Annotated in this window: 20 protein-coding genes and 3 pseudogenes; 16 read left to right on the forward strand and 7 right to left on the reverse strand. The window is 58.3% G+C overall.

What is annotated here, in order from left to right:
* Positions 1 to 341: 341 nt before the first annotated feature.
* Positions 342 to 1,493: an RHE_PE00001 family protein gene (locus AB4Z23_RS17705; protein ID WP_441360374.1), complete on the reverse strand. Its 1,152-nt coding sequence runs from the start codon at positions 1,491 to 1,493 to the stop codon at positions 342 to 344.
* 180 nt (positions 1,494 to 1,673) lie between these two features.
* Between AB4Z23_RS17705 and AB4Z23_RS17710 the strand changes: the two genes are divergently transcribed.
* From AB4Z23_RS17710 to AB4Z23_RS17725, 4 genes are all read left to right on the forward strand, one after another.
* Positions 1,674 to 1,964 carry a type II toxin-antitoxin system Phd/YefM family antitoxin gene (locus tag AB4Z23_RS17710; RefSeq protein WP_441360375.1) on the forward strand — a complete coding sequence of 97 codons (291 nt, stop codon included), beginning with the start codon at positions 1,674 to 1,676 and terminating at the stop codon, positions 1,962 to 1,964.
* Positions 1,961 to 2,338: a type II toxin-antitoxin system VapC family toxin gene (locus AB4Z23_RS17715; RefSeq protein ID WP_441360376.1), complete on the forward strand. Its 378-nt coding sequence runs from the start codon at positions 1,961 to 1,963 to the stop codon at positions 2,336 to 2,338. The genes AB4Z23_RS17710 and AB4Z23_RS17715 overlap by 4 nt, the downstream gene beginning before the upstream one ends.
* Positions 2,339 to 2,506: 168 nt before the next feature.
* The gene (locus AB4Z23_RS17720; RefSeq protein WP_441360377.1) at positions 2,507 to 2,791 is read left to right on the forward strand and encodes a DUF7673 family protein; all 285 of its coding nucleotides are present in this window, start codon (positions 2,507 to 2,509) and stop codon (positions 2,789 to 2,791) included.
* Positions 2,784 to 3,965: a site-specific integrase gene (locus AB4Z23_RS17725; protein ID WP_441360378.1), complete on the forward strand. Its 1,182-nt coding sequence runs from the start codon at positions 2,784 to 2,786 to the stop codon at positions 3,963 to 3,965. Before AB4Z23_RS17720 ends, AB4Z23_RS17725 begins: the two co-directional genes overlap by 8 nt.
* Before the next feature lie 88 nt (positions 3,966 to 4,053).
* On the opposite strand, the gene AB4Z23_RS17730 is transcribed toward AB4Z23_RS17725, so the two are convergent.
* Positions 4,054 to 4,791, reverse strand: a complete 738-nt coding sequence (locus AB4Z23_RS17730; RefSeq protein WP_441360379.1) for a GGDEF domain-containing protein — start codon at positions 4,789 to 4,791, stop codon at positions 4,054 to 4,056.
* Positions 4,792 to 5,047: 256 nt separating this feature from the next.
* Between AB4Z23_RS17730 and AB4Z23_RS17735 the strand changes: the two genes are divergently transcribed.
* Positions 5,048 to 5,866, forward strand: coding sequence for an alpha/beta fold hydrolase (locus AB4Z23_RS17735; RefSeq protein ID WP_441360380.1), 819 nt, complete (start codon positions 5,048 to 5,050; stop codon positions 5,864 to 5,866).
* Positions 5,867 to 5,894: 28 nt separating this feature from the next.
* On the opposite strand, the pseudogene repC (AB4Z23_RS17740) reads toward AB4Z23_RS17735, so the two are convergent.
* Together repC (AB4Z23_RS17740) and AB4Z23_RS17745 are read right to left on the reverse strand one after the other, a co-directional pair.
* Positions 5,895 to 6,089 (reverse strand): annotated as a pseudogene (gene repC / locus AB4Z23_RS17740) (replication initiation protein RepC); the annotation flags it as partial.
* Positions 6,088 to 6,210: pseudogene (locus AB4Z23_RS17745) on the reverse strand (cysteine hydrolase); the annotation flags it as partial. The pseudogenes repC (AB4Z23_RS17740) and AB4Z23_RS17745, both read right to left, overlap by 2 nt.
* A 488-nt stretch (positions 6,211 to 6,698) precedes the next feature.
* Between AB4Z23_RS17745 and repA the strand changes: the two are divergent.
* The 4 genes and pseudogenes from repA to AB4Z23_RS17765 all read left to right on the forward strand — a co-directional run.
* Positions 6,699 to 7,934 carry a plasmid partitioning protein RepA gene (repA, locus tag AB4Z23_RS17750; protein ID WP_441360381.1) on the forward strand — a complete coding sequence of 412 codons (1,236 nt, stop codon included), beginning with the start codon at positions 6,699 to 6,701 and terminating at the stop codon, positions 7,932 to 7,934.
* A complete protein-coding gene (gene repB / locus AB4Z23_RS17755) occupies positions 7,931 to 8,917 on the forward strand; it encodes a plasmid partitioning protein RepB (protein ID WP_441360382.1) in 987 nt (328 codons plus the stop codon). Before repA ends, repB begins: the two co-directional genes overlap by 4 nt.
* A 157-nt stretch (positions 8,918 to 9,074) precedes the next feature.
* On the forward strand, positions 9,075 to 10,286 hold the full coding sequence (repC, locus tag AB4Z23_RS17760; RefSeq protein ID WP_441360383.1) for a plasmid replication protein RepC: 1,212 nt from the start codon (positions 9,075 to 9,077) through the stop codon (positions 10,284 to 10,286).
* A 1,477-nt stretch (positions 10,287 to 11,763) separates the two neighbouring features.
* Positions 11,764 to 12,107: pseudogene (locus AB4Z23_RS17765) on the forward strand (VOC family protein); the annotation flags it as partial.
* An 8-nt stretch (positions 12,108 to 12,115) separates the two neighbouring features.
* Here AB4Z23_RS17765 and AB4Z23_RS17770 read toward each other — a convergent pair.
* From AB4Z23_RS17770 to AB4Z23_RS17780, 3 genes are all read right to left on the reverse strand, one after another.
* Positions 12,116 to 12,745, reverse strand: a complete 630-nt coding sequence (locus tag AB4Z23_RS17770; RefSeq protein WP_441360384.1) for an RES family NAD+ phosphorylase — start codon at positions 12,743 to 12,745, stop codon at positions 12,116 to 12,118.
* A complete protein-coding gene (locus tag AB4Z23_RS17775; protein WP_441360385.1) occupies positions 12,742 to 13,527 on the reverse strand; it encodes a hypothetical protein in 786 nt (261 codons plus the stop codon). The genes AB4Z23_RS17770 and AB4Z23_RS17775 overlap by 4 nt, the downstream gene beginning before the upstream one ends.
* Before the next feature lie 397 nt (positions 13,528 to 13,924).
* A complete protein-coding gene (locus AB4Z23_RS17780) occupies positions 13,925 to 14,227 on the reverse strand; it encodes a hypothetical protein (protein WP_441360386.1) in 303 nt (100 codons plus the stop codon).
* An 800-nt stretch (positions 14,228 to 15,027) separates the two neighbouring features.
* Between AB4Z23_RS17780 and AB4Z23_RS17785 the strand changes: the two genes are divergently transcribed.
* The 7 genes from AB4Z23_RS17785 (at position 15,028) to AB4Z23_RS17815 (ending at position 23,812) form a co-directional block, all read left to right on the forward strand.
* Complete coding sequence (locus AB4Z23_RS17785) at positions 15,028 to 15,981, forward strand: DUF3991 and toprim domain-containing protein (RefSeq protein ID WP_441360387.1); 954 nt, start codon at positions 15,028 to 15,030, stop codon at positions 15,979 to 15,981.
* Between the two features lie 420 nt (positions 15,982 to 16,401).
* A complete protein-coding gene (locus AB4Z23_RS17790) occupies positions 16,402 to 17,004 on the forward strand; it encodes a DUF1419 domain-containing protein (protein WP_441360388.1) in 603 nt (200 codons plus the stop codon).
* A 12-nt stretch (positions 17,005 to 17,016) separates the two neighbouring features.
* Complete coding sequence (locus AB4Z23_RS17795) at positions 17,017 to 17,415, forward strand: DUF3085 domain-containing protein (RefSeq protein WP_441360389.1); 399 nt, start codon at positions 17,017 to 17,019, stop codon at positions 17,413 to 17,415.
* A 103-nt stretch (positions 17,416 to 17,518) separates the two neighbouring features.
* The gene (locus AB4Z23_RS17800; RefSeq protein ID WP_441360390.1) at positions 17,519 to 22,624 is read left to right on the forward strand and encodes a lactate dehydrogenase; all 5,106 of its coding nucleotides are present in this window, start codon (positions 17,519 to 17,521) and stop codon (positions 22,622 to 22,624) included.
* 134 nt (positions 22,625 to 22,758) lie between these two features.
* Positions 22,759 to 23,061: an integration host factor subunit beta gene (locus AB4Z23_RS17805; protein WP_441360391.1), complete on the forward strand. Its 303-nt coding sequence runs from the start codon at positions 22,759 to 22,761 to the stop codon at positions 23,059 to 23,061.
* 3 nt (positions 23,062 to 23,064) lie between these two features.
* Positions 23,065 to 23,496 (forward strand): hypothetical protein, encoded by a 432-nt coding sequence (locus tag AB4Z23_RS17810; protein WP_441360392.1) that lies wholly within the window; start codon positions 23,065 to 23,067, stop codon positions 23,494 to 23,496.
* 13 nt (positions 23,497 to 23,509) lie between these two features.
* A complete protein-coding gene (locus AB4Z23_RS17815) occupies positions 23,510 to 23,812 on the forward strand; it encodes a cold-shock protein (protein WP_441360393.1) in 303 nt (100 codons plus the stop codon).
* Positions 23,813 to 24,163: the final 351 nt, after the last annotated feature.

Below are 24,163 nucleotides of genomic sequence, written 5' to 3' on the forward strand. Positions count from 1 at the left end.
CGACAGCTCGCTCAGCCCCCTTCCACTCAAATCCTCAACCTCAGTCCCCCCAAGACAAAGATTCCACGCAAGCGTGCAACCCGAGACTCAACCAGCGATTTCGAATTACTCTCGCAGAGTTCCGCTAAATGTACACGCTGAATCATGGTATATTCTCGTATGCACAGCGGAATTACGGCTGAGTGCCCGTGTTGGGGACGCCGGAAATCTACGGCTTCGGAGATTTTCCCGTGCGAACTGTAAATGGGTACCCTTGCGCCCATTTTGCTAAATTTACGCGGTCACTTTCCGGCTAGGTTTCCTGGCTACACTAAAGATATGGTGCTAAAATCAAGGGAATTTTATATAACGCCCCACGCCCGAAACCTCCCCCTCCCCGTCATCTCCCTGAGGCCGAGTTCCAAAACGATCCGCCGCGCCGCCTGCGGCGTCACCTCCAGCGTCTTGGCCACCATTTTCGCCGACACCAACGGTTTTGCCATCACCAGCTCGATCAGTTCAGGCAGTTTTGAAGACGTCCGGCGGCCGTCCAGCTTCCGCTCCAATAGGGTGCGGGCCAGCGCCAGCCGGTCATGCTCTTTCATGCCGATCTCGGCGGACGCCAACATCCCATTGGCGATGGCGATCAGCCGGGTTTCCCGGTTGCGATGGCGGCGCCGATCAACCGGAATGGTTTTGAGGCCGAGATTGATGGCGGCTAGATGAGCCCCGGTGGTGATGCCGGCTTGACGCAGGATTGAAGCGGACAACAGCCGGCCGAGCCAGGGCGCGTGCTGTAGCACGGAAAGCTCGTTCCAGGCATCGAGGGCGACGATCGCTTGCAGCACGGCCGGCAGGCCTTGCACCTGCCGCAATACGCCGCGCCATTCGTCGAGCCGGGCATCCTCGTCCCAGTCGAGATCATAGATCATCGGATCTTTGTTTTGGTCGCCCCCACGCCCGGGCCGCCTTGCGTTCGCAATCGCCGCTTCCGACCGGGCAAGCACCGCATCGATCGCGGCATAGTCGACGCCAGGGAGATTTTCGACGTCATCRCCATCGTCCCCCTCCCCTTCTGGATCCGACGCGTCCGCGCGCCGAATGCCGTCGGCCGTCTCTCCCTCGTCTGCGCTGGCCGACGCGATGTCCAACGCGATGTCCGACGTTTGTCGCAAAGTTCGGATACCCTCTGCAGACAACGCCCAATCCGGCGACTGTGCGGCGATGCGCCGACGGGTGCGCAAAACATCGCGGGCGATTGTCAGCTCGTGGGTGGGTGTGCGAATATCTTTTGTGGCGTCGTGGAGGACAAGGTCTTCTAAGTGGACGAGTTCGCCGTCGATCCACAGCGAGGCGCAGGCGTCGGTGAAATGAGAGCGCTCGATCCATCCTTGCCCCACACGCGATCGGGCAACGCGTTCGTCGAGACGCGCCAATTCGACACCCGCCTGAAAAGCCGGCTCCATCAAGGCAGTCATGCTGATTTTCGTGAGATCGTAAGACATTGAAATCATGGTAAATGATTTGTTAAACGAACTCTATCTAAATATTACAGTTCGCCACATGGTATGATTGTGAGTTGCTGCTCTAACCATCGATAATATTCAAGTATCGATAGTGATGCGTACAAGTCGCTTGTACCTACGCTAATGGCATGGTAACCTGCGTTCGCAAGCCAAAAGATGGAGTTTCTGATGCCGCAGACCAGCTACAAGATCAGCGAAGCCCGCAAGCATTTCGCGGAAGTGCTCGAACGCGCCAGCCAGGGCGAGGAAATCGTCATCATGCGCGGTAGCCAGGTTTATGCCCGTATCGGACCAGCTGACGGCGGCAAACGCCCGTTCGGCCTGCTGCGTCAGCGCGATCTGCCGGACAATCTGTTCGACGACATCGACACAGAACAGGCCGCGATCGATGCCGGCGAATGGAGCGATGATGTCGGCATCTTCCAGGGCAAGCCAGAAGACGGCGGCAAACCGCAATGAAGGTGCTGCTCGACAGCCACGCGGTCTACTGGTGGACGATCGGTAGCGATCGCCTCTCAGACACAGCGCGATCAATCATCGAGGACAAGGCCAATGCGATCCTTGTGAGCGCCGTAACTTTTTACGAGCTCGACAACAAGATGCGGCTGAAAAAGCTCGATCTGAAACCGCAGGAATTGCGCGCCGCGGTGACGGCCAGCGGGCTGCAGACACTTGCCATCAGCGATCTGCATGCAGAACTGGCGGCCGCCTTCGACTGGGAGCACCGGGATCCGTGGGACAGGATTTTGGCGGCCCAGGCCCGGCTCGAGCATTGCGCCTTCGTCTCGACGGATGTGGTGTTCGACGCAGTGCTGCACGAACGTGTCTGGTAAGGAGCTCTGAAGATGAAAATTCTGAGGCTGGCTGCCGAGGGGCGTTCCAATATCCGCTCCGATGTGACCTCCAGCCACGATGGTCTCTATGGCGAACATGGCCTGCCAAAATGAGGGCTGTGAATTGCCACGCGCAGCAATCCGAGACGGCCGAGAAAGAGGATTCTTATGGATGACCGTGTGAGATTTGCCCTCGAAAAACTGCTCAATGTCGCGCAGGATGATAGCGGCCAAGGTCGCCGCGTTGCCAACTTCATCCTCGCCTGGTGGAACGCCGAGGTGCATGGCGGCTTCGATTTGACCGATCTCGCCAATGTCGATCCACATATCGCAAAGGACATGGCAACGATTTTCACCTTTCTGGCGCGCTCGGAGGTACTGGTCTATCCGACCGACTATCGCAACGAAATCGAAAACGTCATCGGGCGCTGGCGGCCGCAGGCCAATGGTTAATACGCGCGGCGACAAAGGAATTGTTAGGATCGATGACAGTGTGCTGGCCCGTGCCGGAGAACTGGATGCGCTCGACGCCATCTTGCCATTCGATCGCAGAGACCAGCTCGCCGAGCTTCTCACCGACGACGACGTCGCGACGCTCAAGCACCTCGCCAGCGAAGGCATGGGCGACAACACCATGCGGGCCCTTGCATCCGACCTTGCCTATCTCGAGGCTTGGTGTTCTCTGGCAGCTGGCACTCCCCTCCCCTGGCCGGCGCCCGAGAGTCTTCTTCTAAAATTCGTTGCCCACCATCTGTGGGACCCAGTCGAGCGGGGAACCAACGCCGATCACGGCATGCCCGAGGACGTCGCGATCGCTCTCCGCCTCAAGGGCTTGCTGAGAAGCACCGGCCCGCATGCGCCGGCGACCGTTCGCCGCCGGTTGACGAGCTGGTCGATCCTGACGCGCTGGCGCGGGCTGACCGGATCGTTTTCGGCGCCGTCGCTAAAAAGCGCACTCCGCATGGCGGTTCGCGCCAGCAATCGACCGCGGCAGAGAAAGAGCAAGAAGGCTGTCACCGCTGATATCCTTGCCAAACTGCTTGCGGCTTGCGCGGGCGATCGGCTGGTCGACCTGCGTGACCGGGCGCTGCTGCTGATGGCTTTCGCATCCGGCGGCAGACGCCGTTCCGAGGTCGCGGGACTACGTGTTGAGGACCTTGTCGAAGAGGAACCGGTCCGCACCAATCCCACCGACGAGCACTCCCCTCTCCTCCCCTGCCTGACAATCCATCTCGGCCGCACCAAAACCACGACGTCAGACGATGATGAACATGTTGTGCTGATCGGCCGACCGGTGGCCGCGCTTAAGCATTGGCTTGAAGAGGCGAAAATCGAAGCGGGACCCGTCTTTCGGCGGATCGACCAGTGGGGCAATCTCGATCGGCGGGCAATGACGCCGCAATCCGTCAATCTCATCCTGAAAACGCGCATCAAGCAGGCCGGGCTGGACCCGGCGCAGTTTTCTGCACACGGACTTCGCTCTGGGTATCTGACCGAGGCGGCGAACCGCGGTATCCCCTTGCCGGAGGCGATGCAGCAGTCCCTGCACAAGTCGGTCACTCAAGCTTCGGGATACTACAACAATACCGAACGCAAAATGGGACGCGCTGCACGGTTGGTACTGTGACGGAGGAACTGGGCGTGGCGCCCGCATGAGCGGCAGCCCGCCATGGCCGATCCCCACCCGCATATGCCGAGAAAACCGTAAGCAGTGCTTATGCAATGACCCTGTTTCGGCCTAGGGCTTTAGCCTGATAGAGATTTTCGTCTGCTGCCTTCAGGCAGTCCGATGGATCAAAGCCCTTCCGGCAATAACACGCACCTATGCTGGTGGAGATCCGCACCTGGGTGCCAGAAGGTGTTTTCAAGACGATACCGGCGATTTCCTCCCGAACCTCCTCGCAACGACCGCGCATTTGTTCGAATGCCAGATCGCTCTGAAAAAGTCCAAATTCTTCACCGCCAAGACGTCCTGCGAAATCTGAATCGCTCTGGTAGCGGGCGAGGACAAGTCCGGCGCAGCGAAGGGCTTCATCTCCGATCGCGTGACCATACCGGTCGTTGATCGACTTGAAGTAGTCCAGGTCCAGAAACAGCAGGGCTCCCGTCCCACCTCGTTGACTTATCAAAGCCAGATCTTCGATAAATGCGCTTCTTGTGAGAACACCGGTCAGGCCGTCGCTGCGAGACTGAATACGGAGCGCTTCATAAGCATCGGCCAATTTGTTCAGAGCTTCTTTCGTCGCTGCCTCTGCCCGCCGCACTTTTTCCGACTGGGTGAAATGCAGTGCCGACGCCGGGATCGATATGACCAGCGGACATAATATGGTCATCAGCAGGCCCGCGCCCGCAACTTGACCGCCCAGCAACGGCACAATGCTGAACGAGATCGTCAGCGAGGCCAACACCGATAGCAGTCCGGTGACAATCGATTTTTCTACAATACGACGCATAAATATCACCGTGAGAAATATGGAATTCTATGAACCTCATGAATCTAAAGAGGGCTGAAACACTTCAGTAAAAGTCGACCTATGTGCCCAATATCTGGAAAATTGGCCTCTAACATTCAGGAGGGCGGGACCCTGCCGGATGGTGGCTTGCGGGTGTCACGTAACACGAGCTTCAGATTGTGGTCACAGAGATCGTTTAGGTCCTTCGGCAACTCGGTCAGGACGAGAATTTGAAGGTGAACACGGAGCATTGATGATGAGTGAACAAACGATCGAGACATCCCATGGACGGATCGCAGTCTTCGACACAGCCGGCAGTGAAATCCCCCTCCTCATGATCCACGCCAATTCGGTCTGCAAGGAAACATTCCATTTCCAGATCGAGGCGCTGGCCGGAAAACGCCGGGTCATAGCCGTCGACCTACCGGGCCATGGTCTGTCTTCCGACGCCAACGATCCGCTGCGCACGTACAACTTCAACGGATACGCCGGTGCAATCTGCGAAGTGATTGAAGCACTCGGCCTCGATCGTTTCGCCATACTCGGCCACTCTCTCGGCGGCCACGTCGCCCTGGAACTTATGAGGCTCCTGCCGGAAAATGCCGCGGGCACGATGATCTTCGGCACACCGCCAATCCCTCCGGGCCCTGAAGGGGCAGCGCTCGGCTTTCTTCCCAATCCGGAATTCGCCTACACGGGAAAACAGACTCTGAGTGAAGCGGAAATCGACATGGTCATTGAACTCGCGCTTGGATCGGACGCCGTCCATGACACGTTCTGGAAAACCGCTGTCAGACGAACAGACGGGCGCTCCCGCGAGTTGATGATCGATGCAGCCCTTTCCGGAAAACATTCCGATCAGCGCACCCTTGTCGAAACTTCTCATGTTCCGCTGGCCATCGTCAACGGCGCCGACGACCCCGTGATCAATCTCGATTACATCGACAGCCTGACTTTCGCGAACCTCTGGAACCGTGGAGCGGTTCGTGTCGAAAATGCCGGACACGGGCTCCACTGGCAAAAGCACAAGGAGTTCAACGTCCTGCTGGATAACTTCTTCACCGGGGTTGCCTAAGACGGAAACAGGGCCGAATATCACCATGTCATCCCGCCTGCCGATCGTTCCCGGCATTGGCGCGCATCAACGCCATCAGCAACGGGCCGAGGGAAAACTCACCCTTCTCCGCCCGTTGCGTCAGATCACGGAGGTAACCCCCGGCTGAGTTGATCTGGCCCCCCCGCTCCAGAATGCAGGCCATGACAGCGGCCGCATTCTCGGGTCCAAGGGTTTCGCAGGCGCTGCGCAATTTCCTGGTTTGAAGGCGAGACATCTCGCATACATGGAACATGCCAAGGCGTGTCTTCCTCGAACATGCGCTGCATATCGAAGCACAAGTGAACCCGGCGACTGTCGTTCATCATTTCCTCCCTCGCGGAGAGCGGTTCCCAGCGGTGGAACCTAGTCCGATACCGCGCAAGTGTCTGGAATAGGCGGCAGACGTTGCGTCATCGCAAACTGGCGTCTGATAGGGAGCCCTCATCAACCTTTTGTTGGGCCTGCGAGAGCTTACCTGCTCTAGGCCTGCATGGAATCACCGACTCACACGCTGCTAAAAAGATGCTCTGCTGTGTAATGAAGTGCGAGAATGCGCCGATTGGCAGAAATTGCCTTGTTATCGACTCTTTTTATTCAGACCTCTTTCCAAGAGCAGTCGAGCCAAAAAGCCTTATTTTACTGTGATTTGCATGTTGGATACACTTTACGTAGCCCCTAGACGCCAGAAGCGTTAATAGTCTGTTAACCTTAAATCCCTTGCCGAGCTGCAAAAATCGGGTCAGATAGTTCATCTGCGGACTTGGGGCATTGAATGGCCTGTCTGCGCATGTGAGATCGGACAGGCGAGAAGATGACGAATACCGCAAAGGCCACAGCGAACCCCATATCCCCCTTACGGTCCAAGATCCGTGAGCATGCCGCTTCCCTTTCGACCAAGCTGCAGGAACATCATTCAAATATTTTCCCGCCTCACGCTCGCAAGGGCATCAGGGCATTCACACCGTCGGAAGCTGCGAAATTGTTGGGCGTTGCCGAAGGCTACCTGCGAACTGTTGCGGTCGAGCTGGAAAAAAAAGCTTCTGAGGACGGCGAACCAGAGTTCCGGCCTGTGGTTGCCGGTGGACGGCGGATGTATTCTGTCCAAGAAATCTCCGCAATCCGCAACTATCTCGACCGTCCTGCGCGCGCCAGCGGCCGGTACCTACCCCATCGTCGGCAAGGAGAAAAGCTTCAGATCCTCTCCGTCATGAATTTCAAAGGTGGGTCTGGCAAGACCACGACCGCTGCCCACTTGGCACAATACCTCGCGTTGCGTGGCTACCGCGTTCTCGCAATCGACCTGGACCCGCAAGCGAGCCTTTCAGCGCTGTTCGGAAATCAGCCGGAAATGGATGTCGGCCCCAATGAGACGATCTATGGCGCCATACGCTACGATGACGAGCGTCGGCCGATCCATGAGATCATCCGAGGAACCTATATCCCGGACCTCCATGTTATCCCGGGCAACCTGGAACTAATGGAGTTTGAACACGACACGCCAAAGGCCCTTCTTCAGCGCAAACCTGATGACATCTTGTTCTTTGCTCGCCTCCAGGCCGCAATTCAGGAAGTCGCCGACGCATACGACGTTGTCGTGATTGACTGCCCTCCCCAGCTCGGATTTCTAACCCTCTCGGCGCTCACAGCCGCGACATCCGTTTTGATCACGATTCATCCGCAGATGCTGGATGTCATGTCCATGAATCAGTTCCTCTCGATGATGAGCGCGCTGCTTGATGAGATCGCGGAGGCTGGTGCTGAAGATCGCAACAACTGGATGCGCTATCTTATCACCCGCTTTGAGCCCACTGATGGGCCTCAGAACCAGATGGTTGCCTTTTTGCGCTCGATGTTCGGCGAGGATGTACTTGTCAATCCGATGCTGAAAAGCACGGCCATTTCGGATGCCGGAATTACAAATCAAACACTCTTCGAGGTCGAGCGAACTCAGTTCACTCGCTCGACTTACGATCGGGCACTGGAATCAATGAATAACGTCAATGCAGAAATCGAGTCGTTGATCAACGCGACCTGGGGTAGATCATGAGCCGTAAAAACCTCCTTTCCTCCCTTCACGGTGAGGGAAAACAAGAAGCAACCGCACCGCCGCCGCATTCTAGGCCGTTTCTGGATGCGGGCAAATCGAAACCCATGGCTGCCGTCACAAGAACGCTCGGCGATTTGAACGATCGAAGCAGACGCGCCAATGAAATCGAGCGGAAACTTGCCGAGGGACAGACAGTCATTGACCTCGAACCGGAGCTCGTCGAGCCCTCCTTCGTGCAGGACCGCATACCCGGCGCAATAGAGGGGCTGCTTTCCTCGATCAAGGAGCAAGGGCAGCAGGTTCCCATTCTCGTCCGACCGCATCCGGACAAACCCGGACGCTATCAAGTGGCCTTTGGCCATCGGCGTCTTCGCGCGGTCACGGAGCTCGGACTCCCCGTGAAGGCCGTTGTGCGTGACCTCACCGACGAGCAGTTAGTGATCGCGCAAGGGCAAGAAAACAACGAACGTGAAGATTTGTCCTTTATTGAGAAGGCCCGCTTCGCGTCACGTCTCAAAGACCGGTTCTCACGGGAGGTCATCATGTCCTCCGTGTCACTTGATAAGAGCACGCTTTCCATCATGCTTCAGATGGTGGACGTCCTTCCCTCGGAATTGATCGAAGCCATCGGTGCAGCTCCAGGCGTTGGCCGCCCAAGCTGGCAGCAGCTTGCCGAGCTGGTGGTGAAGTCGGACTCGCCATCCGATGTCGTCGCATTCGCACGCTCATTGGAAGCATTGCCGTCGGAAGAACGTTTCAAACAGACGCTTTCCTATCTGAAGCCAAAACCGCTGGAGCGCGGCCTTCCAGCCGTCATGTCGACGCCTGGAGGTGCACGCTTAGCGCAGATCAAGAACAATAAATCGAAGCTTGAAATTGTGATCGACAAGAGGGCGACGCCTGACTTCGCCTCTTTCGTGCTCGAACTACTGCCGGCGCTCTACGAGGAGCATCACGCTAGAAACGACAAAAAGGATACGTAACCCGCAAAAGAAAAGAGCCCCCAAAACGTCGCCGTTCCGGAAGCCCTATTCTGTTCTCTAAGCAAGCTCAGAATCGCATTTTCGGGAATCATCGTCAAGAGTCTTTGGCATCGTTTTGATGAGCAATTTTCTGTTGCCTCCAGATAGGTAAAGAACGATGCAACCGAATAACGTAACGACGCCCTTTGGGCGGCGGGGGATATCCCTTGCTCTCCTCCGGCGACAGCACTCAGCTTCCGAAAGAAAGCCAGGTAAGTCCGTCGATAAGTGGCGGATCTTCCGCGATGTATCTGCCGCGAAGAACCTGCTTGGTATTCAGTCCAATAGCCTCGTCGTGCTCGATGCGCTCTTGAGTTTCTATCCGGGAAACGAACTTCGCAACGACGCCGAGTTGATCGTGTTCCCATCCAACTTGCAGCTTTCCCTCCGAGCGCACGGCATGCCGAGCTCCACACTCCGGAGGCATATCGCGGTTCTCGTGGAGGCCGGGCTTGTCATACGCAGAGATAGCGCCAACGGGAAACGTTACGCCCGAAGGGACTCAGCCGGAGAAATCGAAAGCGCGTTCGGCTTCGACATTTCTCCTCTTCTGGCTCGATCCGAAGAAATCGCGCTTCTCGCTCAACAGGTCGTGAGCGAACGGGCTGCTCTGCGTAGGGCCAAAGAGAACCTCACAATATGCCGACGAGATGTCCGAAAGCTCATCACTGCGGCACTCATGGAAGGCGCCGACGGCGACTGGCAGTCGTTTGAACTCACCTATGCCGTCCTCGTAAGCCGCATTCCTCGCAATCCCACGGCCGGAAGCCTCCGGGAAATTCTTCTCGACATGACGCTGCTCAAAGAGGCGGTCCTTAACCAGCTAGAAATCCATCAAGAAATGCAAATTCCTAGCACCAATGCCGCCCAGAATGAGCAGCACATACAGAATTCATATCCCGAATCTATAATTGAACTTGAACAGGGCTTTCGAAAGGAAACGGGTGAGAAACCAAATGAAGGCGCCCAACCAAAAGAACCATTGAAGATGTTTCCGTTAGGTCTTGTACTAAGAGCGTGCCCCCAGATCCTCGATTATGGAGCGGGCGGCGTCATCGGATGCTGGAGAGACTTAATGTCTGCGGCAATCGTTGTTCGATCAATGCTGGGGGTCACCCCGTCTGCATATCAGGACGCTACCGACGTTATGGGACCGGAAAACGCGGCCATAGCGATGGCGTACATTCTCGAACGTGCCGGCATGATCAACTCCCCCGGAGGTTACCTTCGCGACCTGACCCGCCGCGCCGCAGTAGGGAAATTCTCGCTCGGACCGATGATCATGTCCCTTTTGAGGGGAAATGGCCAGGGTGGATTAAGTGCGGCCTGAGGCGTTTGCAGCTGCAAACTGATACAGGGGCTTCAGAAAATTCGGTTTTTTAAACAATGTTCAATACGCGCCGCATTAACTCAGCCTCGTGCCCTATAAGCTCAAAAGAAACTCAGGCAATCCGAGGGAGGCTGACCCGATAATATCGTACAGCGGCTATGTGATCGCATAGAACGTTCTCGCTATTCGCTTCCTTAAAGGTTTTGAGAAGGCCGTTTCGTTGCTTCAACGTGAGCGAACAGGTTCGCGGGGAAAGTGACCATCCAATCGACCAACTGTTCCGCCTGCAGGTTTCTGGGGCTGATAGTGTCGAGAATGACGACACGGCCGGGCGGCGGCATCTCAGACCGGCAGTCGGAAGTTGTGTCCTTCCTTTTCCAAGCCGCTCATAGGCGGCACATGCGCTGTCCCTAGCGGCTGAAACGGTTGTTGCTATCTGTCGAAATCAGTTTCTGCCAACTCGGGTCGAGTTTCGCAGCCGAGGAGGTGAGGGCCGAGCGCTATGGTGCCGCCCGGGCCTAGCCCATCGCTAGCCGCCATTGTTAAACCACCGGCGGTGAAATCTCACATGAAGGCGTTTGCAAACTTTTCTATCGCCAAAATTTGATGGATCACCCGCGTTAGCGCACATCCTCAGCGTACGGGCTTGCAGAGCTTGAGCTTGAGCTTGAGCTTGAGCTTGAGCGAAGGACGCCAAGCGCGCCGGATTGTGCAGATAGAATTGGCTCAGGATATCGAGTTAGCATTTCGCCGGCGTGCCGAACGGTCGCTCCCAGAAAGCTCAAAACGGAGTTTGCAGCTGCAAACTCAGTTAACTCCCTGAAATTGCTTCATTTACGCGATTGCCGTGAATGGGCGGCAGGCCGATAGTGCAGTCAAGAACACTGGTGCCCTCGGAAGAAATGGCAATCGCGTCGCGCTGTTGCCCCGAACAGATATCGGGCACGTGGTTTATCCGGCCAAAATCCAACCATCGATGGCGTCTGTTTATCGTGATGAGCCAGCCGGTTTAGCGGTGTCAGGATCGAACCCAGCGATCGCGTGAAATCCTTGCGGCGAAGACCCTTGCCGTCTCCCGTCTGGCGGTGTCCTTGAGGGTCCTCTGTCCAAGATCTTCATATGCCTTGCCGAGCAGCGCCGGTTAAAAACCGACGGTCAACGCCGCGACAATCCGGGCAGGGGTGCCGTCCTTGCTAGGCTCGGCGAGATCCTTGCGGGCTCCGACGATCATGTCGCTCCCTGTCGTGGTCGCCGCCTGCCCATGCAAGTTAGGTCCGAACCAAGTACATCAGCAAGCAGAACTGGGTGCTGTTGATGCCAAGTCTGTCCTGCGAGCGGATGAGAATCGTCGCGATGGCCGAAAACCCATGGCTCTTCACTTTCTTGCCCCAGCTTTTGTCAAAGCGGCTTGGAGCAGGCGCGTTGCCGGCTCAGCCGTCGGCTTAAAGATTACAACGAAATGATTGTGTGCGAAAACATGGCTCTTGAACGAATGGGCAATGTTGGAATTGTCGTCCAAGACCTCGAGGCGGCGATTGATTCCCTCGCGAACTCGGCCTCAACTTCAAAAGGCGGGCGGTGGTCGATGGAGAATGAGCCGGATGCATCACTGGACGTTGCGGTCAGCATGTCGAGATTGCCGTGATGCGCGCACCTGATGGCCACAGCCAGCTCCAGCTCTCCCGCTTCCTCGCGCCTGATATCGTTGGTGATCACCGGAATGCCCGATAAACGCGTTGGGTTTACCTCTGCGTCATGTTCGCTGCTGAACATATCGGCGACCTGCACGAGGGACTGCCTAGGGGCGGCGCGCATACGGTAGACGTGCGTTACAAAACGAGGGTGACGTCGACGCGCGCAGCGAACGCAGCAACCTGCCGCATCTCCCGAATGTCCGAGTAGACCGGAACATTACTAATTTCGATCAGATCAGTCTCGACGACACGATCCCCAAAGAGCAACAGCGCCTGCTGCGGATCACAACGTTTCGACGTCCAGATCAGGCCATGCGCGTCGGGACGGCTTTGATGAATAGCCAAGGCCCACTGAGCTGTGATGTGATAGTCAGCGGCGGTCGTATCGATAAGGTCCGCTCTGCTGACGCCCCACTTGGCCAGATCAGGGGCGAAAAGAGGAACCAGAACGAGATCGCGGTTCAGCTCAATAACCGAATGAGCGAGCGGCTTGATATTGTCGACGCCAACGGTCTTGTTCGGCTCATCAATCGGCACATCGTGAAAGATCGTCTCATGAACGGCACATTCGTAGTCCGTTGCTAGATACTGTGTGGCGACAGCATCGCTTCCTAGGAACAGCGGGGCAAAGCGGCTCGGACGGCCTTTGCCGGGATTGAAAGAGCAGCTCCCAAAACGCTGATCGTGGACCCGGTGGAATCTAGTCCCGGCCTTGAGCACATAAGAGTTCGAGGCCGGGAAGGGGGATGGAGGCGCATCGATCATCCAGAGATATGCTCCACCTCACGGTCCGCCGCGGAGATCGCGGCATCGCCTTCTTTCAACACGTCGACAGGGCGTTTGCCGGCAAGCCATCCGTTGGGAGAGGTGAACCAGAATGCCAGCTGCCAGCCGGACTTTTTCCCACCCAGCAGGGAGAGCACCTTGGCGATACTTTCAATGGGCTGCCCCTCCTCGAACTGAAAGGCAGGAAAATACTCGACGCCGCCATGCTTGATCGAAAATACCTTTCCCTTCACCTTCCATCGCGAGGCCGTCATGCTCTTGTTTTTAGAGCCATGTCCGGCAACATCCGCCAGATCTTTGCTGGTAAAGCTCGGCCATTCCGCGAAAAACCGTGCTCTTGCCTTGGCATTGCTGTCGTAGAGCAATCTCTCAACCTCCGCATTCGGAGACGTGCGCATATAGACCGTCACCAGTGCGTCTATGGCGTCATCGGTCAGTTTGCTCTGGCGGGCTTCCACGATTGCCGGAACATGCTCGACGATGTCGCGAATCGTCTCTCGTACAGCCCGATTTGGGCTGTCGACCAGCAAGACCATCATGTCATTGACATCGGTTTCAGGCGTGGAGTGCATGGCGCTCGCCATCGCTCTGCGGAGTTTCACGCCCATGGAAGACGCACGCGGTTTCGCTGTCGGCTTACGCTTCTCTATTTGCGCATCGGCATCCGATGTTTTCTCATCAGAAGCCGGCTCCATCTCGAGCTGTAGCGCATCAGCAAATTCAGCGCCGTCGTAGATGCGAAGACCATTTGTGACAGACATCCCGATACCTTTTGAATATTTTGGATATTAACTTGCATCATAACCTATATCACCGGGAGATTATTTTCAAGTGCGGCCTCTTGTGCCGGCAATTGGCAAGCACTGAGAATCCATGGCCTCCGAAAGGCTGAAGCCCTTGTGAGAAGCCACGGAAAGAGAAACGATCATATTATGAGAGGCCGTTGAAGTATCCGTCTCCAGTGTGGATACGCTGATACGGGCAATCTGCAAACTTTTCTTGTCGTGCCTAGCTATGTCGTCGGCAGATAGAGGGTGCAAGCGTTGCTCGGATCTCTACCGATGGCGACGCGCCGCGGATGTAAAATGGGGCTTGCTCCGGTAAAGGCGAACTGGTGTCTTGTCAGGCTAATCCGATGCACCAAGCGTACTTGTCACTTCATTTAGACCCAATGCACTCGATAACTTCGTACTCTTGGACAAACGCACCCAGTCCCTGATTCAGTAGCGCAAGAATGCTCGCCTGATTGACGGGGACCGTCACTACCTTCTCCAGGTTCATCACTGGCCACTCCATTTCCGGATCGGATGTCACATCGTCACGCATCTCAAGCACGGTGCGCTGAGCCTCTTCCCGACTGTCGAAGAAAGTATCCGGAATACCGGTCGGCTTCCAACGTTCCTCCGTTGGAACACCAGCATTCGAGTATGTGTAAAAAGTAAAAACGATATCCTCTGCCAACGGTTTCTCCCGGAGCGTTAGCGGCGGTGCGCCCCCGCCATTGCCGTGCTCATTGACCCCTTGTGATCGGGGAGTTCGAAAACCGTGTATCCACAGCCCTGTAGCCTTTAGCTCGTGAGAACCTGGACATACGCCAACAGGCTCCCCGACCCATAAGGTCAAGGAGGTAGCCTTTTTGGTAGGCTCAACCTTCGGATACAGGGGTTTCGACGCCCCGAAACAGCGCGTACTGCTTCGCGGCGGAGCCTATGACATAGCACTGAATTTGTCGCGAAATTTTTACACGCAGCGGCGAGTACCAATTCAAACCGGTGTCCGGGAGAGCTATGTAAAGCCAAGGCCGCCATGCAGCGAAGTGGTCGCTTAAGAAGTTGAGGAGCTCCGGTCGCTCGCATTGGGGCCGCAAAATGCGTCACCATGCGAGTATGATCGCTTTGCTTGGTCTCCAAACGTCACCTGGATTGTTACCCCTATGCAGCGCTGCGGCAGGGAAATACCGATCGCCCGGAGTCTGCCTATTCGTCCGCGTCCCTTTCGTGCCGTCGCCCTCCGGCGACCGCCAGGATCTATCGCCGCTAGCTCATAGATTGCCTTGCCCCTCGGGTGCCGCTTGCGAGCCGGCGGCGGCAAGGGAAGCTTCGCCGCGGCGGGCAGGCGGCACTTGAGACGCCCGAGTTCTCCGCAAATCCCGCCGCGCCCTTGCCTCCGCGCGCTCTTCGCGGCCGCCAGATAGGGTCCCCCAAATGCGGGGGAATACAACCCAATGTAAAAGAGGGCGGCTGAACAAGGCCGGAAAATCAATGGAAGAGAACGAAATTAGAGAGCTACGCAGCCGGGTGCCATGCTCGGCGGTGCTGGAAAAGGCTGGCTTCGCGATCGATCAGAAGGAAAGCACCAGCCGGGCAGTAAAGTATCGCCGTGACAGGGAAATCATCATCATGATTCATGACGGCTACGGTTGGTTCGATCCACTCTCGGAAGCGAAAGGCGACGTGTTCTCGCTTATCAGTCATCTTGATGGCGTCGGCTTCCTTAAAGCACGCTATCGCGTTGCGGACCTTATCGGATATATCCCGCGCGTACCGGAATGGAGGGAGCCGGATCGCGCCCGCAAATCGGACCTCAACATTGCCGAACGATGGAACCGCAAGCGCAGACCGTGGCCGGGCTCGGAGACGTGGCACTATCTTTCCAGGGCAAGATCACTGCCCGGACAGATAATTCGTACCGCGGTATCGCAGAACCTTCTTCGGGAAGGGCCTTATGGAAGTATGTGGGCAGCCCATACGAATGATATGGGGTTCGTCACGGGTTGGGAGGAGCGTGGTCCGGAATGGCGAGGATTTGCAACCGGCGGAGCCAAGGACCTGTTTCGGCTCGGCCTGCCGGCCGCGTGCCGGCTTTGCGTTACCGAAGCTGCTATCGACGCCATGAGCCTTGCCGCTTTCGAGGGCATGCGTGAAGGCACGCTTTACCTGAGTACAGGTGGCGGGTGGGCCCCGGCGACCGATGCCGCACTCCGCGCCCTTTCTGCGACTCGCGGCGCCCTGCTTGTCGCTGCGACTGACCGCAACGCGCAAGGCAATACATTCGCCAGTCGTCTTCGCACACTGGCCGAAGAGGCAGGCTGCGGTTGGCAGCGATTATTGCCGCCCGCCGATGACTGGAATGAGGCTTTACAGGAAAGGGAGACAGGAAAGCGAAAAGGACGGGAGGCACGCCGGCCGCGTCAATGCACGCATCGGCCAGCTTAACCTAGCGCTTACCCGACCGTAACAAGAAGCAGGCCGAGGCCCGATTGAGCTGTTCCGAACGCCACACGGTCTGGCATGACCAAGAACTTCCACCATAGGCTGTGCCAATGGCAGCGCGACAAACGCAAAGACTAAGGCCGACCGGCCGACGGCGGGGACGATTGCAGAGGAGGACGACTATGACCGGAACGATGGTCCTGAAGGTACATCCGTGAAAGGGAAAGAGGAAGGAAAGGGGGAAAGGCCTGCCGCATGCCCGCCGGTCGCGTCAAGGGTGAAGCTTCGCCCGGCTGTGCCGGCCCTTGACCCGCCCGGACGGAGAGGCGGCCTGAGGGGAGGGGTCAGGAAGGGCTGAAGAGACGATGGCGACCACGAGGATCCGCCGCGCTCCTGCCCGGACGAGGCTGAAGGAGCCCGATCATGACCCTTTCTCCCATCCGTAAAGTCTTTGAAGGCGTCGCCGATCGGCGGCAGATGTTCCGCATGTTCGACCGCCACGCGCAACGCCCGAGCCGATGGCAGGGCGACGACAGCGCCCTTTACTGCGGCGAATGGTTCGAAATCGATGAACGCGAGCACAACTACATGTTCGAGATCCTGCCACCGCTCTGGATGCGCGGCGACATGTTCGCTATGCGCGAATTTCTGACGGGATCGGTTACCAGCATCATCTTCTCTCTGTCGATCGACGGGCGCCTCCGGCACTTCCACGGTTATTGCGACCTCGCCGACAAGGGCTCGCCCGAGCGCATGCGCAACGCCATCAACGAGCGCGAAACCCGTCCGGTTCGGGCGATGACGCGCGAGGAACGGCTGGAGCACATCTGGTCGAGCACGGCGGATGACTATCGCGGCTACGCCGGAGAGCGCTGGCCTACTGGTGATCGTGGCAAGCGGACGGTGCTCCTCTATGGCGGCAAGGAAGGCACGTTTCTGAAACGGCTCGATCTGCTCACCGACGCCGAGATTTCCGCGAAACTGCCTGTGCATCTGCGCTATCTGCCCGACGCGTTTGCAGCGTGAGAGGGGCGGGCGATGTTCACCTTTTCCGTGACGGATGTCCGCATCGTCATGATGCGCGGTCGGATCGACGCCTACCGCAATGGCGGTTTCCGCAATCCCCACTACGGGCTTTATCCCGGTCGTGATGAACAGCCGGGTGTCTGGCTGGTTGGCGACGAGGGCGTGTACATCATGTCCAACGGCACGCTCGCCGAAGCACAGCGTCCATGCGTCGTTTATGCCGAAGAGTGCGATCCGAAAACCAACCCCGACTGGTGGCACTACAAGCGCCGGCATTTCGGGGGCGATGACGGGATAGAGTTTCTCGACGCCTTCACGCTCGTCAAGCTGATCACGGCAAGTCCCGGCTGCACCCATCTGCAGATCACCATGGGCGACACGTCCATGTCCATCACGCCGATCCGCCGCTGACACCGGCCTCACGGCCAAGCTTCCATCCATGTTGCCATCATCTCGCTTGCCGGCACTCCCGGCGGGGCGATGGCGCTCATTTTCTTTTCAAGGAGAACAGTCCATGTCCAACGATCCCTTCACCCTCGACATGTTCGGCAGCAGCGCGCTGTCATCGGGACTCGGTCTCGGCGTTACGGGCTTTGGCAGTTTTGCGCCGGAGCCGGCCAACGACGACGATCCTGATCCCACTCCGCCTGCACCCGCACCGGCGCTCCCCGTTTCCCGAAAGCCGGTTGCGTGCACACAGGGCGACCGCAGGAACTTCTACCTCGATGATGGGGAGGATCGTGGCCTTGCCGCCAACTGGAAGGAGAGGGCGCGGATGAATGTCGCCGCCATTCTGACCGCCAACGAGATCGAGCGAAACGACGTCCCCGTCGCGCGCGAGCATCAGCAGCGGCTGATCCGGTTTACCGGATTTGGTGCGTCGGAACTGGCCAACGGCATGTTCCGTCGCCCGGGCGCGGCCGAATTTCGTGAGGGCTGGGACGATCTCGGCTCAAGGCTCGAGAGCGCCGTATCCGAAACCGATTATGCCTCACTGGCGCGCTGCACCCAGTATGCACATTTTACACCCGAGTTCATCATCCGGGCGATCTGGGCCGGATTGCAGCGCATGGGCTGGCGCGGCGGCCGTGTGCTGGAGCCAGGCATCGGTACGGGCCTGTTTCCGGCGCTGATGCCGGCAGTCTTTCGGGACAGGAGCTATGTCACYGGCATCGAACTCGATCCGGTCACCGCGCGGATAGTTCGTCTGCTTCAGCCAAAGGCTCGGATCATCGCAGGTGATTTTGCGCACACGGACCTGTCGCCGATCTACGATCTGGCCATCGGTAACCCGCCTTTCTCGGACAGAACCGTGCGCTCGGACCGGCATTATCGCTCGCTAGGACTGCGCCTGCACGATTACTTCATCGCAAGGTCCATTGATCTGCTGAAGCCCGGCGCCCTTGCCGCCTTCGTCACCAGCTCCGGCACAATGGACAAGGCCGATGCAACGGCGCGCGAACATATTGCCAGATCGGCCGATCTTGTTGCCGCCATCCGCCTGCCCGAGGGCAGTTTCCGGCGAGACGCCGGCACGGACGTCGTCGTCGATCTGCTGTTTTTCCGCAAGCGCAAGGCAGGCGAACCGGAGGGCGACCAGACCTGGCTCGATGTCGATGAGGTCCGTGCTGCAACGGAAGACGAAGGCGCGATCCGCGTCAATCGCTGGTTTGCCCGTCATCCTGACTTCGTGCTCGGCGACCACGTGCTTACCTCCGGCCCTTTCGGCGAAACATACACATGCCGTCCCCGTTCCGACGTCGATCTCGAAACCGCGCTGAATGCCGCCATCTCCCTCTTCCCGGAAGATCTATATGACGGCGTACCGACAGAAATCGACATCGATCTGGAAGATGAACTCGGGGACATCGTCGATCTGCGCCCGGAAAGTTCGAAGGTCCGTGAAGGCAGCTTCTTCATCGACACCAGACACGGCCTGATGCAGATGATTGATGGCTCGCCTGTCGCGATCGCCGTGCGGAAAGGGCGGTCAGGCGAAGGCCTTTTGGAAAAGCATGTCCGCATCATCACCAAGCTAATCCCGATCCGCGATGCGGTGCGCGCGGTTCTGAAGGCGCAGGAACAGGACCGGCCATGGCGCGACAGCCAGGTGCGTTTGCGCATTGCCTGGTCGAGCTTCGTGCGCGACTTCGGACCGATCAACCATACGACAGTGTCGATATCGGAGGATGCCGAGACCGGCGAGGTGAAGGAAACCCATCGGCGCCCCAACCTTACACCCTTTCTGGATGACCCCGATTGCTGGCTGGTCGCGTCGATCGAGGACTACGATCTCGAAACCGATACCGCCCGTCCCGGTCCGATCTTTACCGAACGGGTGATCTCACCGCCTGCCGCACCCGTTATCACCAGTGCTGCCGATGCCCTGGCCGTGGTGCTCAACGAACGCGGCCGTGTCGATATCGATCATATCGCCGAATTGCTGCATCGTGACACGGACACCGTGATCGCCGATCTTGGCGATACCATCTTCCACGATCCCGCCGATGGCTCTTGGCAGACGTCGGACGCCTATCTCTCCGGCCCGGTTCGCACCAGGCTCGCTGTGGCTGAAGCGGCCGCTGCACTCGATCCCGTCTTTCAGCGCAATGTCCGGGCATTGCAAGAGGTACAGCCGACCGATCTTCGTCCCTCGGATATCACCGCCCGCCTCGGCGCGCCGTGGATCCCGGCCTCTGACATCGTCGCCTTTGTTCGCGAGATGATGGGTGCCGAGATCCGCATCCATCATCTGCCGGAACTGGGCTCCTGGACGGTCGAGGCGCGGCAGCTCGGCTATAGCGGGGCAGGGACCTCCGAATGGGGCACCAGCCGCCGTCATGCCGGCGAACTGCTCTCCGACGCCCTGAACAGCCGCGTGCCGCAGATCTTCGACACCATCAGGGACACCGATGGCGAGCGCCGGGTGCTGAATGTCGTCGATACCGAAGCTGCCCGCGACAAGCTGCAGAAGATCAAGCAGTCATTCCAGGAGTGGGTGTGGACCGACCCGGACCGGGCCGACCGGCTCGCGCGCGATTACAACGATCGCTTCAACAACATCGCGCCGCGCGCGTTCGATGGCTCCCACCTTCAGCTGCCAGGCGCGTCGAGCGCCTTCACTTTGTACGGCCACCAGAAGCGCGGCATCTGGCGGATCATCTCGGCGGGTTCGACCTATCTCGCCCATGCGGTCGGCGCCGGCAAGACCATGACTTTTGCCGCGGCCATCATGGAGCAGAAGCGGCTCGGCCTGATCGCCAAGGCGATGCTGGTCGTTCCCGGCCATTGCCTGGCGCAGGCGGCACGCGAGTTTCTCGCCCTTTATCCCGCCGCCAACATTCTCATTGCCGACGAAACGAACTTCACCAAAGAAAAACGCGCCCGGTTCCTCAGCCGAGCAGCGACGGCGGTCTGGGATGCGATCATCATCACGCACTCGGCATTCAGGTTCATCGGCGTGCCCTCGGCTTTCGAACAACAGATGATCCAGGATGAATTACAGCTATATGAGGACCTTTTGGCGAAGGTGGAAAGCGATGACCGGGTGTCGCGCAAGCGGCTGGAGCGCCTGAAGGAGGGATTGCAGGAACGGCTCGAAGCGCTTTCTACCCGAAAGGACGACCTGCTGACGATCTCGGAAATCGGCGTCGACCAGATCGTCGTCGATGAGGCGCAGGAGTTTCGCAAGCTGTCCTTCGCCACCAACATGAGCACCTTGAAGGGCATCGATCCCAACGGTTCGCAGAAGGCATGGGACCTTTATGTGAAGTCCCGCTATATCGAGACGAAGAATCCGGGCCGCGCGCTGGTCCTCGCCTCCGGCACGCCGATCACCAATACGCTCGGCGAGATGTTCTCGATCCAGCGGCTGCTGGGCCACGAGGCCCTGCGCGAGCGCGGGCTGCACGAGTTCGACGCCTGGGCGTCGAACTTCGGTGACGAGAAGACGGAACTGGAGCTTCAGCCGTCGGGCAAATACAAGCCGGTCAGCCGCTTCTCGTCCTTCGTCAATGTGCCGGAACTGATCGCCATGTTTCGCGCCTTTGCCGACGTGGTGATGCCGCAGGACCTCAAGGCATACGTCAAGGTGCCGGAGATCGCCACGGGCAAGCGGCAGATCCTCACGGCCGCACCGACGCCGGCGTTCAGGACCTACCAGAGGATCCTCGAAACCCGCATCAAGGCGATAGAGGAGCGTGACCGGCCACCTGAACCGGGAGACGACATTCTGCTGTCGGTCATCACAGACGGCCGCCATGCGGCGATCGACCTTCGTCTGGTGATGCCTGGCATGGATGACGAGCCGGACAACAAGCTCAATCTTCTCGTACGCAATGCCTACCGGATCTGGAAAGAAACGTCGCAAAACGAGTATATTCGTTCGGATGGCAAGCGCTATGAGTTGGCGGGTGCCGCGCAGATGATCTTCTCCGATCTTGGCACGATCAACGTCGAGAAGAGCAGGGGGTTCTCCGCCTATCGCTGGATCCGCGACGAGCTGATCCGCATGGGCGTCCCGGCGTCCGAGATCGCCTTCATGCAGGACTTCAAAAAAACCGAGGCCAAGCAGCGGCTGTTCGGCGATGTGCGGGCCGGAAATGTTCGCTTCCTGATTGGTTCGTCGGAGACGATGGGCACGGGCGTGAACGCTCAAGCGCGTCTGAAAGCACTCCACCATCTGGATGTGCCATGGCTGCCCTCGCAGATCGAACAACGGGAGGGCCGCATCGTCCGTCAGGGCAACCAGCACGACGAGGTAGAGATCTACGCCTATGCCACGCAAGGCTCGCTCGATGCCACCATGTGGCAAAACAACGAACGCAAGGCCCGTTTTATTGCAGCAGCCTTGTCCGGCGACACGTCGATCCGCCGGTTGGAGGATTTGAACGAAGGGCAGGCCAATCAGTTCGCGATGGCAAAGGCGATTGCCAGTGGTGATGAGCGCCTGATGCAGAAGGCGGGGCTGGAAGCCGACATCGCCCGGCTCGAACGATTGCGTTCCGCCCATGACGATGATCTCTTCGCCGTGCGCCGGCAGATCCGCGACGCCGAGCGCGAGATCGAAACCGCCAAACGGCGCATTGGTGAAATCGGCCAGGACATCGAGCGGCTGGTGCCGACCGCAGGCGATGCCTTTGCGATTGACGTCACGGGCGAGACATATACAGAGCGCAAGGAGGCGGGGAGGGCGCTGATGAAGGAAATCCTCAGCCTCGTTCAGCTTCAGTGCCAGGGCGAAACCGTCATCGCGTCCATTGGCGGCTTCGATCTCGTCTATGATGGCGAAACGTTCGGGCGTGGCGACAACTACCACTACCAGACCCTGCTTCAGCGCACCGGCGCAGACTACGAGATCGAGTTGCCGGTGACCGTCACGCCGCTTGGTGCCATCTCGCGGCTCGAACACGCGCTCGATGGGTTCGAGGAGGAGCGGGAGCGCTACCGCCTGCGGCTGGAAGAGTATCGCCGGAGGCTGGCCTCCTACCAGTCACGGCAGGGTGGCTCCTTTGCATTCGCGGATGAACTGGCAGAAAAACGCCAAGCGTTGCGGGAGGTAGAGGACGCGCTTGCAAAATCGGCCCGCGATGATGGTGAGGCGGAGGACCTCGCCGCGTAAGGAATCATCTTTCATGATCAACAAACCGATGTGGCGACCGGCGCGCGGGGGAGCGTAGCCGGCTGCGACACGGTCCATCGATGTGGTGGCTGCAGAAGCTTCCCAAATGCCATGTTTCCGCTAAAAAGCGTGTCATGATTAAATCCGAGCTTGTTGATTTCGTTGCCGCGAAAAATCCATACCTCCATCGTCGGGATGCGGAGAATGCCGTCGATGCGGTTCTCGATGAAATCACTGGGGCGCTTGAACGGGGAGACCGCGTCGAGATCCGCGGTTTCGGCACCTTTGTCGTGCGGCATCGTCCGGCGCGCTCAGGTCGCAATCCCCTCAACGGCAACGCCGTATTCGTCGAGGAAAAATGGGTGCCGTTTTTCCGTGCCGGCAAGGAGATCAAAGATCGTCTGAACACGCCGGAAAATCCGCATGGCAAGGAGTAATCGTTGATCGAATATTCGAAACACGGGTTCTGCGAGGCCCTTCCCGAGGACGTTCGTGAGACGGTCGAGATGATGGCGCTGGAATTTCTGCCCGAAACCTGGCCCGTCCGGTTTGTCGCGCTGCTCTCGATGCTGGAGGACATAACAGGCAAGGTCGAAGAGGCTCATCGCCCTTATGTGGTCAACAACTGGGTGGTAACCGTCAGCGGCCTGCTCGAACACCTGCCACGTGATCTGGCGTCGCTGGAGTGCCTTGCCCTGATGCGTCACAGTGTGCTTGACCGTTTCCGGCAACGCGCCGTTCAACAGTCGCCGGACGTGGAGCGGCAGAACGAATTCCTGCGGCGCGAATATCCGCAATGGTCGATCGCCGAAGATCTGATCCGCGATTATGAAATGTGGGCAGCGAAGCAATCGCAGATAAAGCCCAACTAGCACGGAGAAAAATATGCCGACAGGCAAGGTCAAGTGGTTCAATGCCACCAAACGGTTTGGCTTCATTGCGCCCGATGATGGAGGTCCGGACATCTTTCTCCATCTGAGCAGCATCACCGACCCTGCGTGTCCCACACTTCAGCCCGGTCTGCGGCTTCACTATGTTGTCGAGGAAAAGGGCGGCAAGGTCACGGCGAAAGACGTGCGCCCCGCGCCGCTTGAAAAGGCTGTGCACCACGCTCCTGTGACACCGCCTCAAGGCGAGGAGGCATTCAGCGATGCGTTTGAGCGGGAATGGGGCCTACGGCGGGGATAACGCCATCCGCGGCAAACCGAAAACGCTTTTCGCGGCGATACGCATCGGCATTTAAAACGGTCAGTTCAGGCGATATGGCTTTTCGCCTGCAGTTCTCTTGTCGGCGGCTACAAGAGAGCGAAGACAGGTGCGGCCACGAGGAGCGAGAGCAGGAAGGCCGCTGTGACAAGCCTGACGATCCTCATGCGGCGTGTCCGTTTGCCGGTCCAGTCATATGTCATCCATGTACCTTACGCAGTCCGTCGGTAGCCGTACCTATACCCGGCCTTCGTGCATATGAAGCCTGTTTCGTTTCCGGCCACGACATTGCAGGGCGATTATACCCTGCTTCAGGACGTTTGCCTTGATAAG

This window comes from Agrobacterium sp. MCAB5 (assembly GCF_052114365.1).
Taxonomy (GTDB): Bacteria; Pseudomonadota; Alphaproteobacteria; order Rhizobiales; family Rhizobiaceae; genus Agrobacterium; species Agrobacterium tumefaciens.

What these genes read in the sequence shown, in the direction of transcription:
- AB4Z23_RS17710 (WP_441360375.1), top strand. Translation starts at nt 1,674, where the DNA reads ATGCCGCAGACCAGCTACAAGATCAGCGAAGCCCGCAAGCATTTCGCG.
- AB4Z23_RS17715 (WP_441360376.1), top strand. Translation starts at nt 1,961, where the DNA reads ATGAAGGTGCTGCTCGACAGCCACGCGGTCTACTGGTGGACGATCGGT.
- AB4Z23_RS17720 (WP_441360377.1), top strand. Translation starts at nt 2,507, where the DNA reads ATGGATGACCGTGTGAGATTTGCCCTCGAAAAACTGCTCAATGTCGCG.
- AB4Z23_RS17725 (WP_441360378.1), top strand. Translation starts at nt 2,784, where the DNA reads ATGGTTAATACGCGCGGCGACAAAGGAATTGTTAGGATCGATGACAGT.
- AB4Z23_RS17730 (WP_441360379.1), bottom strand. Translation starts at nt 4,791, where the DNA reads ATGCGTCGTATTGTAGAAAAATCGATTGTCACCGGACTGCTATCGGTG.
- AB4Z23_RS17735 (WP_441360380.1), top strand. Translation starts at nt 5,048, where the DNA reads ATGAGTGAACAAACGATCGAGACATCCCATGGACGGATCGCAGTCTTC.
- repA (WP_441360381.1), top strand. Translation starts at nt 6,699, where the DNA reads ATGACGAATACCGCAAAGGCCACAGCGAACCCCATATCCCCCTTACGG.
- repB (WP_441360382.1), top strand. Translation starts at nt 7,931, where the DNA reads ATGAGCCGTAAAAACCTCCTTTCCTCCCTTCACGGTGAGGGAAAACAA.
- repC (WP_441360383.1), top strand. Translation starts at nt 9,075, where the DNA reads ATGCAACCGAATAACGTAACGACGCCCTTTGGGCGGCGGGGGATATCC.
- AB4Z23_RS17770 (WP_441360384.1), bottom strand. Translation starts at nt 12,745, where the DNA reads ATGATCGATGCGCCTCCATCCCCCTTCCCGGCCTCGAACTCTTATGTG.
- AB4Z23_RS17775 (WP_441360385.1), bottom strand. Translation starts at nt 13,527, where the DNA reads ATGTCTGTCACAAATGGTCTTCGCATCTACGACGGCGCTGAATTTGCT.
- AB4Z23_RS17785 (WP_441360387.1), top strand. Translation starts at nt 15,028, where the DNA reads ATGGAAGAGAACGAAATTAGAGAGCTACGCAGCCGGGTGCCATGCTCG.
- AB4Z23_RS17790 (WP_441360388.1), top strand. Translation starts at nt 16,402, where the DNA reads ATGACCCTTTCTCCCATCCGTAAAGTCTTTGAAGGCGTCGCCGATCGG.
- AB4Z23_RS17795 (WP_441360389.1), top strand. Translation starts at nt 17,017, where the DNA reads ATGTTCACCTTTTCCGTGACGGATGTCCGCATCGTCATGATGCGCGGT.
- AB4Z23_RS17805 (WP_441360391.1), top strand. Translation starts at nt 22,759, where the DNA reads ATGATTAAATCCGAGCTTGTTGATTTCGTTGCCGCGAAAAATCCATAC.
- AB4Z23_RS17815 (WP_441360393.1), top strand. Translation starts at nt 23,510, where the DNA reads ATGCCGACAGGCAAGGTCAAGTGGTTCAATGCCACCAAACGGTTTGGC.